The sequence below is a fragment of the Streptomyces sp. NPDC033270 genome (assembly GCF_055576575.1).
In genome coordinates this window covers 1-15,867 of the sequence record NZ_JBVIRA010000040.1, presented here as the reverse complement: position 1 = coordinate 15,867, position 15,867 = coordinate 1, and the positions used below count along the sequence as shown (strand labels likewise).

The window sequence follows — 15,867 nt, the reverse complement described above, 5'->3', positions numbered from 1 at the left end:
TGGTGGTCATCCGAAGGATACCGGGGCGTATTGCGGCCGAAACGACAGCGGGTCCTGATCGCAAGATCAGGACCCGAACTTTTGCGGCTCCCCTGCCAGGACTCGAACCCGGACATAAGGCACCAAAAGCCTCAGTGCTGCCAATTACACCACAGGGGATGGTAGAGCGGCCCAAACCGGACATTCCGTCAGTCTGGCCGCGTGGCACCCAACACTATGCCGTACCACCAGCCTTCGATGCGACGGTATAGCTCTGCACTTTGTAGCACCCTGATCACCAGACAGCCGTGGTACCCCTCGCCGACGTTCTTCCGCACGGTCTTGGGGTTGTGTTTCTTGATCGTCGTCTTCTGTAGCGTGGCGACATCGACCCCGACGGAATCGGCCCAGAAGCGCTCGGCGGCTTCGACGTCGCCGGTGCCGTGGATCATCACGCGGTAGCCCACTCGCTCCGGTTCCACACCGAGCAGGCGCAGCCAGGCCAGGAAGACCCGGATGACATCGGGGTCGCTGTTCACGAACTGGATGTGCTCCCGCCGGGCGTACGGCTTGCTCTTGGCGCCCTCGGCCCAGTACAGGGCAGCTCCCACGAGGAGGAGCTCGCGATCCGAGCACTCGCCCACCTGCTCGGCTGCCTTCGCTTTGGTCTGCTCGATCTGCCGATCCCGCGCCGCGCGGTAGGGCGCCCACCGCGCCTCGCGCATCTGGTGCATGGCTTCCGGCGACTTCCTGGGCTTGGGCAGGTCGCGGACCCAGAGCGAGACCGAGCTCTTGGACACCCCGAGCTCCGCCACGATCGCGTCGTACGTCTTCCCTGCGCGCCGCAGCTCGCGGGCCTTCTCGCGCAGGCCGTCCTTGGCGTTCGGACGTTTGGTCCACTCAGGAGGCGGTTCGCCCTCCAGGAGGTGGGTCAGCGTGGCGTCGGTGAGCGACACGCCGAGCCGGTCGCGGATCTGGCGGCGGCTGAGGCCGGCGCGGCGGAGGGCTACGGCTCGGGGGCGTAACGATGCGTGGTCGAGGCGTCCCCGATGTGTGTGCGTCATGGGAACAGGGTGGCGGGCACGGGTGCGCGAAAGCGTCGAAAATGTGGGCGATTCAACACTTCGAGGGATAACCGGCGGTAACGGCTGGTAATGGGCCAGAGCTGTGGTCGGGAAGGGGCCGGGGCAACCGGCGCGGGCGCCCGTACGCTGGTCGGTATGACCGCGACGGGGGCAAGTGAAGGTGTGGGCGCGCGGGGTGCGCCGGTGACGGGGCCGTGGTGGTGGGTCCGGCGGCGCAGTGCCGTACTGGATGTGTTGCTGGCGGTGGCCTCGGGCCTGGAGTGCATGTTCGAGGGCGTGCGGTTTGCGCAGGAGGCGCAGCTGCCGGAGTTGCTCGGGATGTTCTTCGGCCTGGTGGCGGGGCCGGTGTTGCTGGTGCGTCGGCGGTGGCCGGTGGCGGTGGTGCTGGTTTCGATAGCGGTGATGCCTGCGGAGATGGGCGGGCTGCTGAGCGTGGTGGGGCTCTACACGCTTGCCGCGTCGGATGTGCCGCGTCGGATCACGGCGCTGCTGGCGGGGATGACCGTGGCGGGGACGTTGGTGACGACGTTCCTCAGCATGCGGCAGGACATCGCGGCGCAGGAGGACTTCAATCCGCCGGTGTGGTTCGTGCCGGCGATGTCGCTGGCGGTGGGGCTGGTGCTGACGGCGCCGCCGGTGTTGTGGGGGTTGTACGTCGGGGCGCGGCGGCGGTTGGTGGAGAGCCTGCGGGAGCGGGCGGACGGTCTGGAGCGGGAGCTGTCGCTGTTGGCGGACCGGGCCGAGGAGCGGGCGGAGTGGGCCCGTAACGAGGAGCGGACGCGGATCGCGCGGGAGATGCACGACGTGGTGGCGCATCGGGTGAGTCTGATGGTGGTGCATGCGGCCGCGTTGCAGGCGGTGGCGTTGAAGGATCCGGAGAAGGCGTCGAAGAACGCGGGTCTGGTGGGCGACATGGGGCGGCAGGCGCTGACGGAGCTGCGGGAGATGCTGGGGGTGCTGCGGACGGCCGAGGGTCCGGCGGTGCGTGGTTCTGCGGGGGCGGATGCGCCGGAGCGGTTGGCGGCGGTGGCTTCGCGGGCGCGGCCGAAGGCTGATGTGGAGGGGGAGGCGGAGTCGGGGGCCGGTTCGCGGGTGGCGGTGCCGGTGCGGTCTGCGGGGTCGGCGGGGGCGCCGGTGTCCGGGGCGGAGGTGGACCCTGAGGGGCCGTGTCTGGCCGATCTGGGGGTTTTGGTGGGGGAGTCCCGGGCGGCCGGGATGGTGGTGGAGCTGTCGGTGGAGGGGGCCGGCGAGGGGGAGTCGGCTGCTGGGCGCCGGTATGGGGCGCGGGTGGAGCAGACGGTGTACCGGGTGGTGCAGGAAGCGCTGACGAATGTGCACAAGCATGCGCCGGGTGCGCGGGCGCGGGTGCGGCTGGCGCATCGGGAGGGTGAGCTGGCGGTGCAGGTGGAGAACGGGCCGTGTGAGGGCGGTGCGGCGGATGCGGGTCTGCCGAGCGGCGGCAACGGGCTGGTGGGGATGCGGGAGCGGGTGACGGCGCTGGGGGGCGTGTTCGTCTCGGGTCCGACGGAGGCGGGTGGCTTCCGGGTGTCGGCGGTGGTGCCTGCTGCGGTTGCGGCCGGGTGAGTCCTCGTACCTGGTGTGCGGGGTCGCGTCCGCCGGGGGGTGTGTCCGGCGGGCGGTGGGTCAGCCGCTGCTTGGTGGGGTGATTCCCAGCCGGCTGGGTCGGGTGCCGAGTACGAGGGTGCCCAGTGCGGTGTCGATGTCGGCTCCGAGGTACCAGTCGCCGGTGTGGTCGAGGCTGTAGACGCGGCCTTCGGTGTCGATGGCGAGGGTGGCCTGGCTGTAGATGGTGCCGTCGGGGCCGGGGAGTTCCTCGCGGCCCAGGGGGGCGACGTCGGTCTCCAGGGCGCGTCCGAGGTCGCCGAGGGTGCGGGCGAGGTGGAGTCCGTGCAGGGGGTCGAGGGTGAAGGGGGTGGGGGCGATGTGTCGGCCGGGTCCGGGTCCGGCGATGCGCAGGCCGCCGAATTCGGCCCAGGCTTCGACGGCGGCGGGGAAGACGGTGTGGCGGTGGCCGGCGGGGGAGGTGTGGGCGCGGAGGGTGTCGGCCCAGTGTTCGGCCTGCTTTATGTCCCAGCGGCCGGGTTGCCAGCCGGCTTCTTGGAGGGCGACGTCGACGGCGGCGGGGAAGCGGGTGGAGCCGGTGCGGTCGTGGGTGGGGGTGCGGGGGCCGGGGGTGGTGGGCGGCATGGTGGCGGTCAGCTTCCTGTGGGCGTCGCGCCGATGGGCATGACGCCGAAGTGGGCGAGGAGTGCGTCGCAGGAGCGGCAGGGCGGGGCGTAGCTGCCGTGCTGGGGGTCGCCGTCCTCGCGGATGTGGCGTGCGGTGATCTTGGAGTGTTTCAGGGAGCGGCGGGCTTCGCCGTTGGTGAGGGGTTTGCGGGCGGCTCGTTTGGAGCGGTTGGCCTCGACGGCGGTGAGGTGGCGGGAGAGCAGCACGGCTTCGGGACATCGTCCGGTGAAGCGTTCGCGCTGGGCGGTGGGGAGGGCGTCGAGGAAGTCCTGGACGAGGGGGTGCAGTGCGGGGGGCTGTTCGGCCTTGCTCGCGGTGCAGGTGAGGGTGTGTCCGCGTACGGACAATGCGGCGCCGATGGTGGGGAGGATGCCGTCGCGTCGGTGGTGGAGGGCGGGCGCGCGATGGGTGTCGGCGGTGCCGCTCCAGCCGATGCGGGGGTCTCCGGCGCCGGTGCCGTGGCGTGCAGTGGTGCTCATGGTGGTGTGCGTTTCCCTCCCTGCAATCCCCCGGTTTGCGGGGGTCAGCCTGCCAAATGTGCTGGGTGTTCCGGTAGTCGGACGCACTGTCGGTGATCTCACGGGGGGCTGACGGGGTGTCGGTTGGCGGATAACGGGGCTGGTGGGCGGGGTGGTGCGCGGGGGGTGTGGGGGTGGTGGGCCGGCGGGTGACGTCGGTGTGTCGCCGTGCTGACGTGCCAGGGCGGGGGCGCGGGAGGGTGTTGCGGTACGGCATAGGCTGTGCCCCAAAGCCAGCTTCAGCCAGGGGGCAACCGCGATGACGACAGGTCGGCCAGGGCTGGGGGTACCACCCGGCCCCCAGGCGGCGGGACGTGCCGCGCCACCGAATTCGGCCTATGCCGGGCAGGTCGTGCATTTTCCGGACCCGGTCCGTGCCGCGCGGTATCCCGCCGGGGTGCGGGTGGACGGGCAGGGCTTTGCGGAGTTCACGCCGTATGCGCGGGCCGCGGCGGAGATCGCCGAGCCGCCGGAGGGGTTCGGCGTCGACGAGCTGCGGTTGACGGACTATGTGTCGGCGAACGCCGCGCTGCACGCGCAGGGGCACGAGCTGTGGATAGATGTGCCGGCGGTGGCGACGCCGCATGGCTGGACCTGGCATCACGTGGCCGGTACGCGGCGGATGGAGCTGGTTCCGGTCGAGGTCAAGGCGCTGTTGCGGCATCACGGTGGGCTGGCGACGGCCCCGGTGGCGCACGACAAGCGGGGCACCCGGCCGTTGCAGGAGACCCGGCCGGCGCACTTCGGGTTGCCGCACCGTGATCTGTCGGTGGGTGAGGAGCAGGTGGTGCAGGCCGAGGAGGCGCTGGGCTATCGCCTGCCGGGTGCCTACCGCTCGTTTTTGAAGGCGGCGGGCGGGTGTGCGCCGGTGGGTGCGGCGCTGGACGCGGAGCTGGGGCTGCTGGTCGACCAGCCGTTCTTCACGGTGCGCGATGACGCGGCCGTCAACGATCTGGTCTATGTGAACAAGTGCCTGCGGGACCACTTCACCAAGGACTATCTGGGTGTGGCGTTCGTGCAGGGCGGTGTGGTCGCGGTGAAGGTGCGTGGCGAGGCGCTGGGCTCGGTGTGGTTCTGCCCGTATGACGATGCGCGGGATCAGGACGGCTGGTCGGTGCAGGAGCGGGTGGAGCGGCTGCTGTTGCCGTGCGGCGCGGATTTCGATGAGTTTCTGCAGCGGTTGGCGGGCAATCCGCCGGAGCTGGAGACCGTGGCGAACCTGATGGTGGACGGCGGTTTCGCGTACGCGGTGCCGGTGGGGGGTTGAGCGCGATGGTGACGTTTGCACAGGCGCAGGAGCGCGCCGAGCGGTGGGTGAACGGCGATGTGCCGGCGCCGCAGCACCGTGAGGTGCGGGTGCGGGAGTTCGATCTGGGCTTTGTGGCCTGGGCCGAGGACCGGGAGGGGGGTCCGGCGGCGGAGGGCGGCCGGGCCCGGCTGGTGATCGCGCGGGACAGTGGTGAGACGACGCTGTGGCCGGGGTTGCCGGTGGGTGAGGTGATCCGGCGGTACGAGGAGGAGTACGGCGCTTCGGTGGACGGTGGGCAGGGTGCGGCCGAGCCGGCGCCGCAGCGGATCGATCTGGAGGCCACGTCGTTTCTGCTGACGCCGCCGGAGTGGTTGCAGGAGGCGGCGGATGCGATCGGTGTCCCGGACCGGCGGGGCGGGGGCACGGAGTCGGCCGTGGCGGTTCCCTCGCCGGCCGCGTCCCCTGAGCAGGCGCCGCCGGCGCCGGAGGTTCCTTCGGCGTCGGACGCCTGGGCCGAGGTGAGCGTCAACGGTGCCGACGGTGGGGTCGCGCAGACCGGTGCGGATGCGGTGGAGGCGGGCCCGGCGCCGGCCGCTGCCGGTTTTGTTGGTTCCGGTGTGGACGCGACGCCGTGGGCGGCGGCGGACACGACGGGGTCGGACGCGGGGTCGCGGGACCGTTCGGTGGGGCTGCCCGAGACGGTGTTCGCGCCGCCGCTGGCCGGTTACGACGCGGAGGACGAGGCTCCGGCCGCGCCGCGTGCGCGGCCGGAGGCGAAGACGGAGCTGCTGCACGGGGGCAGCCAGTTGCCCCGTACGCAGGTGGCGCCCGCGCTGGAGCTGCCGGACGGGGCCGGGCCGGGCGGTGGTCCGGACGGTCAGGGGCGGCCGGCGGGTGGGCCTGGTGGTGCGCCGTTGCCGCCGCCGATGCCGTCGGCGCCGCCCGCGGCCGCGGGGCTGCCGAATCTGCCGCCGCCGTCCGGGCCGCCGGTCGCCGATGTGCCGCCTCCGCCGGGTGCCGGGGCGCCGGGTGCGTCCGGTCCCGGTACGCCGCCTCCGCCTCCACCCGCGCCTGCGCCGCCCGCGGGCGGTGGGGTGCATGCCGCGGCGACGATGCTGGCCGACGGCTCGTCGCTGCCCGGTAACGCCGCGGCGGGTCCGCCGCCGCCTCCGGGTGCGCCGGGTCGGCCCGGCGCGGGCCGTGGTGGTGCGTCGCAGGACCCGGCGCGGCTCGCGGAGGCCGAGACCGGCAAGGCCGATGCGCGCCCGGGCGGTGGACCCGCGGTGTCCGGTCCGGGTGCGTCCGGTGGGCCGGCCGGTGGCTATGTGCCCACGCAGCTGGTCTCGCAGCTGGATGCGGCGGATGTCGATCTCAGTGCGGTGGACGGGACGGATGGGCCCGGCGCCGAGGGTGCGGGTGCCGGCGGGGCAGGCTCCGGTGGTACGGGTGCCGGTGGTCCCGGTGGCGGGGTGCACGCCGCCGCCACGATGCTCGCCGACGGTGCGTCGTTGCAGGCGAGCCTGGGTGGTGCGGGCGGTCCCGGTGTGCCGCCGCCGCCCGGTCCGCCCGGCGCGCCCAAGCCGCCCGGTCCGCCCGGCAGGTCCGGCGCGTCCGCGGCCGGGCCGGGCCCGGCGGGTCAGGGCGGCCAGGGCGGTCCGCCGCCTCCGCCTCCGGCGCCGCCCGCCGCGGGTGGCACCGGCGGAGGTGGGGTGCACGCCGCGGCGACGATGCTCGCCGGCGGTGCCGCGCTGGGCGGTCCCGGTGGGGCGGGCGCTCCCGCCGCGCCGCCGGCCGGCCACGGTGCCCCGCCCGCGGGTGTGCCCGCCGCGCCGCAGGCCGCGCCGCCCGGCCCCCCGGGCGCGTACGGCTATCCGCCGGCCCCCAGCGGTCAGCCGACCGTCGGCCCCGGCTACATGGCGGTGCTCAGCTATCGCGCGCCGGACGGCTCCGAGCAGAAGATCGTGCGCCGTTCGGCGCCCGGTACGCCGCATCCGGAGTGGCAGCTGCTGCACGAGCTGCGGGCGATGAACGTGCCGCCGCAGCAGGTGCTGGAGCTGCACACGGAGCTGGAGTGCTGCGATCTGCCGGGTGGCTACTGCGCCCGGATGATCCGGGACAACTGGCCGCAGGTGCGCATCAGCCACACCGCCGCGTACGGCCGGGACCATGCCTCGCGTCAGCAGGGCGTACGGCATCTGGTGGAGCATCAGGGCGAGTTGCACCAGGTCGCGGACGGTCCGGCGCGGCCGGCGCCGGTGCGGGTGCCGCTGCCGCACCCCTCCCAGGTGCAGCCGGCGCCGCCGATTCCGCCGCAGGCGATCGGCCAGGAGCTGGAGCAGGCCTTCGGTCCGCAGGGGATCTTCCGCTTCGATCAGCGGGCGGTCTCCCGGCACGGCGTGCCCGAGGTGGTGGCGCAGATGCTGGTGTGGGCCGGGCTGCCGGTCGACTTCGGGCCGTTCTTCTGGGCGCAGGCGCAGCCGGGCCGCCCGGTGCCGACGCTGGCGGAGCTGGCGGCGGAGCGGGGCGTGCAGCCGGCCGCCGACGCGGGCTCGTATCTGGTGATGGGCAACGACTTCGGCCGTCAGCTGTGTGTCCAGTACGGGACCGCGCACATCGTGGCGGTGCCGATGGAGGGTGGGCCGGGTGGCCAGCCGGCGGCGCCGCAGTTCGTCAACAGCGGGCTGCCGGAGTTCGTGCGCTGTCTGGCGATGCTGGGGCGGATGTGGCGGCTGCGTTACGGGCTGACGCCGGAGCAGGCGGGCCGCTGGACCGTCGACTTCCAGGCGCAGCTGGTCGCGCTGGACCCGCCGGCGCTCGGTTCGCCGGAGACCTGGTGGTCGGTGCTCCTCGAGCAGATGTGGGACGGGCTGCTGTAGGCCGCGTCCGCGCCGCGCGCCGCATGGAGGGTGCGCGGCGCGGGGCGGGGCCGCCGTGGCGACGGGTCCGGGTCTCGACCTGCGGGACGGGCCGGGCGCCGGGACCATGCCGGTATGGGCCGTCCGATACCCCCGCGCTACCGGGCGGGGCGGTTGCGGTCGCCGCGCGGGGCGGGCCTGCCGCGGCGCCGTTGGTCGTGGCTCGGCTGGTTGCTGGTGTCGTTGCTGTTGCTGGTCGTGCTGGTGGTGGCGGCCGGGGCCGGGCTGTACGTCCGGGCGGGGCGGGAGCTGCGGCACACCGACGCGCTGGCGGACTACGCCGGGCGGCCGGCTGCCGGCCGGGGGACGAACTGGCTGCTGGTGGGCTCCGACAGCCGCGCCGGGCTGACCCCGCGGCAGCGCGCGGAGCTGCACGTCGGCAACGGCCGGGTGCGGAACACCGACACGATCATGGTGCTGCACTACGGCCAGCACGGCCCCGCTCTGGTCAGTCTGCCGCGCGACAGCTACGTCCCCGTTCCCGGCCACGGCGGCCGGAAGATCAATGAGGCGTATGCGGACGGCGGTCCGCGGTTGCTCACCCGGACGGTGGAGCAGGCGACCGGTCTGCGCGTCGACCGCTATGCCGAGGTGAACTTCCTGGGTCTGGTGCGGGTCGTGGACGCGCTGGGCGGCGTACGGCTGTGCCTGGAGGCGCCGCTGAGGGACGAGCCGTCGGGGGCGGACTTCCGGGCCGGCTGCCAACGGATGGACGGCGGGCGGGCGCTGGCGTACGTGCGGGCGCGTTATGCGGACCCGGAGGGTGACCTCGGACGGGTGAAGCGGCAGCGGCGGCTGATCGGCGCGGTGGCGGAGGCGATGGCCGGCCCTGATGTGTACCTCGACCCGGCCCGGCTCAAGCGGGTGCTGGACACCTCGCTGGCGGCGCTGACCGTCGACGAGGGCGCGGGGGCGGCGCAGGTGCTGGACATGGGCTGGGCGCTGCGGCGGGTCGCCGGGGGCGAGGGGGCGGCGACGACGGTTCCGGTGCGGCGGCCCGGAGTGTGGGTGGACGGCGCGGGGGCGGTGCTGCTCTGGGACGAAAACAGGGCGAAGCGGTTGTTCCAATCCTTGTACAAGGATGATCCAATTCCGACTTCTGGCGATAAATGACGCATCCTGGGGGGACGGTCCGGGCGAAGTGCCGCAAGGGTGGGTCTCTGCACCGGTCTGCAAGGACAAGCGCGCGTAACTGCACAGAGGGGCTTGAGGGATGAGTGCACCGGTTTCGCCTCATGGGTTCGAGACCGTACGAGGGCGTGGCTATCGGCCGGAGGACGTCGACCGCCGGTTCGAGGGGCTCGCGATCGACCGTGACTCCTGCTGGGAGCGCGCCGCGCGGCTCACCGTCCTGTGCAACGAGATGGAGGACGAACTCGCCGGGCTGCGGCTCTATCTGGCGAAGCTGCCGCCGCAGACGTACGAGTCCCTCAGCAGCGAGGCCCGGCTGATCCTGAGCACGGCGGAGTCCGAGGCGGAGCGGCTGCGGGCCGAGGCCGAGCAGGCCGCCGAGCGGGCCCGTGACGAGTCCGACGCCTTCACGCACCAGGTCCGGGCCGCGGCGGACCAGACCGCCTCCGCCCTGCGCACCGAGGCCGACGAGCTGGCCCGGCGCACCGAGGAGCGGGCGCAGGAGGACGGCGCGAAGCGGGTGGCCGCGGCGGCCAAGGACGCCGAGCGCCTGCGCGCGGAGGCGGCCGAGGAGTGGGGGCAGGCGGTGCGCGACACCGCCCGGATGCTGCGCGAGCAGGAGAAGCAGCAGGCCGAGGCGTGGGAGGCGGCCGGGCGGGAACTGGCGAAGCTGGACGCGGAGATGGACGAGCTCGTCGCGGAGCGGGACGCCCGCGGGCAGGCCGTCCTCGCCGACCGGCGCCGGCTCTACGCGGAGGCCGAGGAGGCCGCCCGGCACCGGCAGGAGGACGCCGAGGACCGCGCGGCCGGGCTGCTGGCCCGGGCGAGGGTCGAGGTGGAGCGCATCGAGCGGGCCACGGAGCGGGCCCTGCGCGAGCACGCCGAGCAGCGCGAGGAGGTCCGCACCCATATGACGCACGTCCGCAACAGCCTGGCGGCGCTGACGGGCAAGGCGCCGGCGGCGGACGGGGCGGACGGCGGGCCCGCCACGGGGTCCGGCGGCGACCCCGACAACGAGGACACCCTGACCACCGAGCTGCCCCGGCCGCGCGGCTGACGCCTACCGCCCCGGAGGCGCCGCCTCGCCCGCGCTCTCGCCTCCGGCCGCACGGGCCCGGCCGTCCTGGTCGGCGCGGGCGTCGGCGTGCACCGGGAAGTGCCGCGGCGCCAGCAGCACCAGGGCGAGCAGGGCGAGCGCGGCGGCCGCGGCGGCGCCGAGGTAGACGTGGTCGACGGTGGTGTCGACGGCCCGGCGCAGGTAGTCGGTGGCGCGGGCGGTGAGCGCGCCGGACTGCTCCAGGGCGCGGGAGACCGAGTCGAGGTCGCCGGGGAGGCCGGGGCGGATGTCCGCGGGGGCGTGCGCGAGGCGGTCGTCGAGGGTGGCGTTGGCCAGGGCGCCGAAGAGCGCGGCGCCCACCGACTGGCCGACCTGGCGGCAGAACAGTATCGAGGCGGTGGCGGTGCCGCGCTCGGCGTAGCCGACCGAGGACTGCACGCCGATGATCAGCGGCAGCTGGAAGAGCCCGAGGGCCGCGCCCAGCGCCAGCATGATCAGGGCGGGCTGCCAGGCGGCGCCGGGGTAGGGCAGCAGGGGGAAGGCGAGCAGGATCGCGCCGGCCGCGCCGATGCCGAGCATCGCGCAGGTGCGGATGCCGGTGCGGCGGTAGACGTGGCTGCTCAGGGCGGCCGACAGCGGCCAGCTCAGCGTCATCACCGAGAGCACGAAACCGGCGGCCGTCGGGCCCAGGCCCAGCACCGACTGGGCGTAGGTGGGCAGGAAGACGGTCGGTGCGACCATCAGCAGGCCCTGCGCGCCCAGGGCGAGGTTGACGGCGGCGATGGTGCGGCGGCGCCAGACCCAGCCGGGGATGATCGGCTCCGCGGCGCGGCGCTCGATCAGGACGGTGGCCGCCGCGCCCGCCGCGCTGCCGGCGAACAGCAGCAGCGACGGCGCGGAGAGCCAGGGCCAGGCGACGCCGCCCTGGACCAGCGCGGTCACCAGCAGCCCGCCACTGGCGAAGATCGCCAGCGCGCCGGGCCAGTCGACGCGCGGACGGCGGCCTTGGGAGCCGCGCCGCGCCCGGGCGTCCTCGTGGAAGTGCCGCACGATCAGCCACAGCGCCACCGCGCCCACCGGCACATTGACCAGGAAGATCCACCGCCAGTCGGCGTAGGTGGCGAGCAGCCCGCCCAGGGCGGGGCCGGCGACCGCCGAGGTGGCCCAGACACTGGAGAGCCTGGCCTGTATCCGGGGGCGTTCCGCCATGGGGTAGAGGTCGGCGGCGATGGTCTGCACGGTGCCCTGGAGGGCGCCGCCGCCCAGTCCCTGCAGTACCCGGAAGGCGATCAGGGACGCCATGCTCCAGGCGCCCGCGCAGGCCAGCGAGCCGACGAGGAAGAGCACGATGCCGGCGATCAGGATGGGCTTGCGGCCGAAGGTGTCGGAGAGCTTGCCGTAGACCGGCAGGGTGACGGTCACGGCCAGCAGGTAGCCGGAGAAGAGCCAGGAGAAGACCGCGAAGCCGCCCAGGTCGCCGACGATCTGCGGAATGGCGGTGGCGATGATCGTGGAGTCCAGCGCGACCAGCGCCATGCCCAGCATCAGGGCCGCGACGACCGGGCCGCGCCGCGCGGTGCGTGCGGGTGGGTTCCCCGGTGCCGGGGAGTCGGGGCCGCCCGTTCCGCGGTCCGCCGGGCTGTCGCTGTCCTTGGTCGTGCGGCTCACGGGTCCCCCTCCTCGGTCGGGCTGCGGCTGTCCGGGTGCGTGTATCGGACACCGTTCCAGTCGACACCCAACCACGCGGGGCCGCGATGCGGAACGGCGCTTCTCGGCAGGCGGACGCCCCCGGCGCGCGAGGGCGCCGGGCCGGGCCCGGTCCGCTTGGTCGGCGGGCTGTCGGTGGTCGGGCGTATCGTGGGCAACCCGCCCGTGCGACGCCGCGGGCTGTTCGCGTTGTTCGCCTCGCTTGCTGGGACGGAACCTTTTCATGAGCCTGACTGGTCTGCTCGACGCCGTCGTACGGGACCCGGCGCTCGCCCAAGCGGTCCAGGCCGCGGCCGACGGCCACCGCCCGCACGTGGACCTGGTGGGTCCGCCGGCCGCCCGCCCGTTCGCGGTGGCCGCGCTCGCCCGTGGCACCCAGAGCCCCGTGCTGGCCGTGACCGCCACCGGCCGGGAGGCCGAGGACCTCGCCGCCGCGCTGCGCAGCCTGATGCCGGCCGGCGAGGCGCACCGCGTCGTGGAGTTCCCGTCCTGGGAGACGCTGCCGCACGAGCGGCTCTCCCCGCGCTCCGACACCGTCGGCCGGCGCCTGGCGGTGCTGCGCCGGCTCGCCCACCCGAGCCCGGACGACCCCACCGCCGGCCCCGTCTCCGTCGTCGTCGCCCCGATCCGCTCGGTGCTCCAGCCGCAGGTCAAGGGCCTGGGCGACCTGGAGCCGGTCAGCTTGCGCACGGGGCAGAGCGCCGATCTCGAAGAGGTCGTCGACGGGCTGGCCGCGGCCGCCTACGCCCGCGTCGAACTGGTGGAGAAGCGCGGCGAGTTCGCCGTCCGCGGCGGCATCCTGGACGTCTTCCCGCCCACCGAGGAACACCCGCTGCGGGTCGAGTTCTGGGGCGACGACGTCGAGGAGATCCGCTACTTCAAGGTCGCCGACCAGCGCTCCCTGGAGGTCGCCGAGCACGGCCTGTGGGCGCCGCCGTGCCGTGAGCTGCTGCTGACCGACCAGGTGCGCCGGCGGGCCGCGGCGCTCGCCGAAGCGCACCCGGAGCTGGGCGAACTCCTCGGCAAGATCGCCGAGGGCATCGCCGTCGAGGGCATGGAGTCCCTGGCCCCCGTCCTCGTCGACGACATGGAACTGCTGCTGGACGTGCTGCCCAAGGGCTCCATGGCCGTGGTCTGCGACCCGGAGCGGGTACGGACCCGGGCCGCCGACCTGGTGGCGACCAGCCAGGAGTTCCTCCAGGCGTCCTGGGCCGCCAGCGCCGGGGGCGGCGAGGCACCGATCGATGTGGGCGCGGCGTCCCTGTGGGGCATCGCCGACGTCCGCGACCGGGCCCGCGAGCTGGGCATGATGTGGTGGTCGGTTTCCCCGTTCGCCGCCGACGAGGACCTGACCGCCGGGGACGGCGACACCCTCAAGCTGGGCATGCACGCCCCCGAGACCTACCGCGGCGACACCCAGCGGGCGCTCGCCGACACCAAGCAGTGGCTGGCCGACGGCTGGCGGACGGTCTACCTCACCGAGGCGCACGGCCCCGCGGCCCGTACGGTCGAGGTGCTCGGCGGCGAGGGCATCGCCGCCCGCCTGGACGCCGACCTCGCGGAGATCACCCCCGCCGTCGTCCATGTCGCCTGCGGCTCCCTCGACAACGGCTTCATCGACCCGTCGCTCAAGCTCGCCGTCCTCACCGAGACCGACCTGTCAGGCCAGAAAGCGGCCGGCAAGGACGCGGCCCGCATGCCGGCCCGTCGCCGCAAGACCATCGACCCACTCACCCTCCAGGCCGGCGACTTCATCGTCCACGAGCAGCACGGCGTGGGCCGCTACATCGAGATGGTCCAGCGCACGGTCCAGGGCGCCACCCGCGAGTACCTCCTCGTCGAGTACGCCCCCGCCAAGCGCGGCCAGCCCGGCGACCGCCTGTACATCCCCACCGACCAGCTGGAGCAGGTCACCAAGTACGTGGGCGGCGAGGCCCCGACCCTGCACCGCCTGGGCGGCGCCGACTGGACCAAGACCAAGGCGCGCGCCAAGAAGGCCGTCAAGGAGATCGCCGCCGACCTCATCAAGCTCTACTCCGCCCGGATGGCGGCGCCCGGCCACACCTTCGGCCCGGACACCCCCTGGCAGCGGGAGCTGGAGGACGCCTTCCCGTACGCCGAGACCCCCGATCAGCTCACCACGATCGCCGAGGTCAAGGAGGACATGGAGAAGTCGGTCCCGATGGACCGGCTGATCTGCGGCGACGTCGGCTACGGCAAGACCGAGATCGCGGTCCGCGCCGCCTTCAAGGCCGTCCAGGACGGCAAGCAGGTGGCGGTCCTGGTGCCGACCACCCTCCTCGTCCAGCAGCACTACGGCACGTTCACCGAGCGCTACGGCCAGTTCCCGGTCAACGTCCGGGCGCTGTCCCGCTTCCAGACCGACACCGAGGCCAAGGCCGTCCTCGAAGGGCTGCGCGAAGGCTCGGTCGACCTCGTCATCGGCACCCACCGCCTGTTCTCCTCCGAGACCAAGTTCAAGGACCTGGGCCTGGTCATCGTCGACGAGGAGCAGCGCTTCGGCGTCGAGCACAAGGAGCAGCTGAAGAAGCTGCGCGCCAACGTGGACGTCCTGACGATGTCCGCCACGCCCATCCCGCGCACGTTGGAGATGGCGGTCACGGGCATCCGCGAGATGTCCACGATCACGACACCCCCCGAGGAGCGGCACCCGGTCCTCACCTTCGTCGGCCCCTACGAGCAGAAGCAGATCGGCGCCGCCATCCGCCGTGAACTCCTGCGCGAGGGCCAGGTCTTCTACATCCACAACCGCGTCGAGTCGATCGACCGGGCCGCCGCCCGCCTGCGCGAGATCGTCCCCGAGGCCCGCATCCAGACCGCCCACGGCCAGATGGGCGAGTCCCAACTGGAACAGGTAGTCGTCGACTTCTGGGAGAAGAAGTTCGACGTCCTGGTCTCCACGACCATCGTCGAGTCCGGCATCGACATCTCCAACGCCAACACCCTGATCGTCGAGCGCGGCGACAACTTCGGCCTGTCCCAGCTGCACCAGCTGCGCGGCCGGGTGGGCCGCGGCCGCGAGCGCGGCTACGCCTACTTCCTCTACCCGCCGGAGAAGCCGCTGACCGAGACCGCCCACGAGCGGCTGGCGACGATCGCCCAGCACACCGAGATGGGCGCCGGCATGTACGTCGCCATGAAGGACCTGGAGATCCGCGGCGCGGGCAACCTCCTCGGCGGCGAGCAGTCCGGCCATATCGCGGGCGTCGGCTTCGACCTCTACGTCCGCATGGTCGGCGAGGCGGTCGCCGACTACCGGGCCTCGCTGGAGGGCGGCGTGGAGGAGGAGCCGCCCCTCGAAGTCAAGATCGAACTCCCGGTGGACGCGCACGTCCCGCACGACTACGCGCCCGGCGAGCGGCTGCGCCTGCAGGCCTACCGTGCCATCGCCTCCGCCAGCTCGGAGGAGGACATCGCGGCCGTCCGGGAGGAGCTGACCGACCGCTACGGCAAGCTCCCCGAGCCGGTCGAGAACCTCCTGCTGGTCGCCGGCCTGCGCATGCTCGCCCGGGCCTGCGGCGTCAGCGACATCACCCTCCAGGGCGCCAACATCCGCTTCGGTCCCGTGGAGCTGCGCGAGTCCCAGGAGCTGCGCCTCAAGCGCCTGTACCCGCGCACGGTCCTCAAGCCGGCCACCCGCCAGATCCTGGTGCCGCGCCCGACCACCGGCAAGATCGGCGGCAAGCCGTTGGTCGGCCGTGAGCTGCTGGGCTGGGTGGGCGAGTTCCTCACGACGATTTTGGGCTCGTAGCCCCGCTTCCCGCGTTGCCGGGTGGCCCGCCGTGCCTCGTCTGTGCGTTGTTTCCCGCCTTCGGCGGGAGCGGGGTGGGTTGTGGGGTGGGGGCGCTGTGTCGGTGGTGGTGCCGGGGTCGGTCCTCCGGGGCCTGGGGGGGGGGGGGGGGGGGGGGGTGTGCCCCCCCCCCACACACCCCGCCACCACCCACCCCCCCCGCCT

10 protein-coding genes and 1 tRNA gene are annotated in these 15,867 nt (G+C 73.6%); 6 read left to right on the top strand and 5 right to left on the bottom strand.

The annotated features are described in order from the left end of the window. Positions 1-87: 87 nt before the first annotated feature. Both ACZ5XZ_RS36165 and ACZ5XZ_RS36160 read right to left on the bottom strand, forming a co-directional pair. Positions 88-159 (bottom strand) — tRNA-Gln (locus tag ACZ5XZ_RS36165). A 29-nt stretch (positions 160-188) separates the two neighbouring features. Next, entirely contained in the window at positions 189-1,043 is an 855-nt protein-coding gene (locus tag ACZ5XZ_RS36160) for a hypothetical protein (RefSeq protein WP_468986180.1), read from the bottom strand. Positions 1,044-1,199: 156 nt separating this feature from the next. Here ACZ5XZ_RS36160 and ACZ5XZ_RS36155 point away from each other — a divergent pair, with 156 nt between their 5' ends. Then, positions 1,200-2,648, top strand: coding sequence for a sensor histidine kinase (locus ACZ5XZ_RS36155; protein WP_468986178.1), 1,449 nt, complete (start codon positions 1,200-1,202; stop codon positions 2,646-2,648). 60 nt (positions 2,649-2,708) lie between these two features. Here ACZ5XZ_RS36155 and ACZ5XZ_RS36150 read toward each other — a convergent pair whose 3' ends face one another. After that, positions 2,709-3,272 (bottom strand): SUKH-3 domain-containing protein, encoded by a 564-nt coding sequence (locus ACZ5XZ_RS36150; protein ID WP_468986177.1) that lies wholly within the window; start codon positions 3,270-3,272, stop codon positions 2,709-2,711. 8 nt (positions 3,273-3,280) lie between these two features. Further along, entirely contained in the window at positions 3,281-3,793 is a 513-nt protein-coding gene (locus tag ACZ5XZ_RS36145; protein ID WP_468986176.1) for a YwqJ-related putative deaminase, read from the bottom strand. Between the two features lie 298 nt (positions 3,794-4,091). On the opposite strand from ACZ5XZ_RS36145, the gene ACZ5XZ_RS36140 reads away from it, so the two are divergent. From ACZ5XZ_RS36140 to ACZ5XZ_RS36125, 4 genes are all read left to right on the top strand, one after another. Further along, on the top strand, positions 4,092-5,099 hold the full coding sequence (locus tag ACZ5XZ_RS36140; protein WP_468986174.1) for an SMI1/KNR4 family protein: 1,008 nt from the start codon (positions 4,092-4,094) through the stop codon (positions 5,097-5,099). A gap of 5 nt (positions 5,100-5,104) precedes the next feature. After that, positions 5,105-7,957 (top strand): SUKH-4 family immunity protein, encoded by a 2,853-nt coding sequence (locus tag ACZ5XZ_RS36135; RefSeq protein ID WP_468986173.1) that lies wholly within the window; start codon positions 5,105-5,107, stop codon positions 7,955-7,957. A 114-nt stretch (positions 7,958-8,071) separates the two neighbouring features. Continuing rightward, the gene (locus ACZ5XZ_RS36130) at positions 8,072-9,109 is read left to right on the top strand and encodes an LCP family protein (RefSeq protein ID WP_468986171.1); all 1,038 of its coding nucleotides are present in this window, start codon (positions 8,072-8,074) and stop codon (positions 9,107-9,109) included. A 100-nt stretch (positions 9,110-9,209) separates the two neighbouring features. Next, on the top strand, positions 9,210-10,184 hold the full coding sequence (locus tag ACZ5XZ_RS36125) for a cellulose-binding protein (protein ID WP_468986169.1): 975 nt from the start codon (positions 9,210-9,212) through the stop codon (positions 10,182-10,184). Positions 10,185-10,187: 3 nt separating this feature from the next. Here ACZ5XZ_RS36125 and ACZ5XZ_RS36120 read toward each other — a convergent pair whose 3' ends face one another. Further along, positions 10,188-11,852 (bottom strand): MFS transporter, encoded by a 1,665-nt coding sequence (locus tag ACZ5XZ_RS36120; RefSeq protein ID WP_468986168.1) that lies wholly within the window; start codon positions 11,850-11,852, stop codon positions 10,188-10,190. Between the two features lie 262 nt (positions 11,853-12,114). Here ACZ5XZ_RS36120 and mfd point away from each other — a divergent pair, with 262 nt between their 5' ends. After that, positions 12,115-15,663, top strand: a complete 3,549-nt coding sequence (mfd, locus tag ACZ5XZ_RS36115) for a transcription-repair coupling factor (RefSeq protein ID WP_468986166.1) — start codon at positions 12,115-12,117, stop codon at positions 15,661-15,663. Positions 15,664-15,867 lie beyond the last annotated feature (204 nt).

Bases quoted from the DNA above. Each gene is read 5' to 3' on its own strand.
- ACZ5XZ_RS36160 (WP_468986180.1), bottom strand. From the start codon at position 1,043: ATGACGCACACACATCGGGGACGCCTCGACCACGCATCGTTACGCCCC.
- ACZ5XZ_RS36155 (WP_468986178.1), top strand. From the start codon at position 1,200: ATGACCGCGACGGGGGCAAGTGAAGGTGTGGGCGCGCGGGGTGCGCCG.
- ACZ5XZ_RS36150 (WP_468986177.1), bottom strand. From the start codon at position 3,272: ATGCCGCCCACCACCCCCGGCCCCCGCACCCCCACCCACGACCGCACC.
- ACZ5XZ_RS36145 (WP_468986176.1), bottom strand. From the start codon at position 3,793: ATGAGCACCACTGCACGCCACGGCACCGGCGCCGGAGACCCCCGCATC.
- ACZ5XZ_RS36140 (WP_468986174.1), top strand. From the start codon at position 4,092: ATGACGACAGGTCGGCCAGGGCTGGGGGTACCACCCGGCCCCCAGGCG.
- ACZ5XZ_RS36135 (WP_468986173.1), top strand. From the start codon at position 5,105: ATGGTGACGTTTGCACAGGCGCAGGAGCGCGCCGAGCGGTGGGTGAAC.
- ACZ5XZ_RS36130 (WP_468986171.1), top strand. From the start codon at position 8,072: ATGGGCCGTCCGATACCCCCGCGCTACCGGGCGGGGCGGTTGCGGTCG.
- ACZ5XZ_RS36125 (WP_468986169.1), top strand. From the start codon at position 9,210: ATGAGTGCACCGGTTTCGCCTCATGGGTTCGAGACCGTACGAGGGCGT.
- mfd (WP_468986166.1), top strand. From the start codon at position 12,115: ATGAGCCTGACTGGTCTGCTCGACGCCGTCGTACGGGACCCGGCGCTC.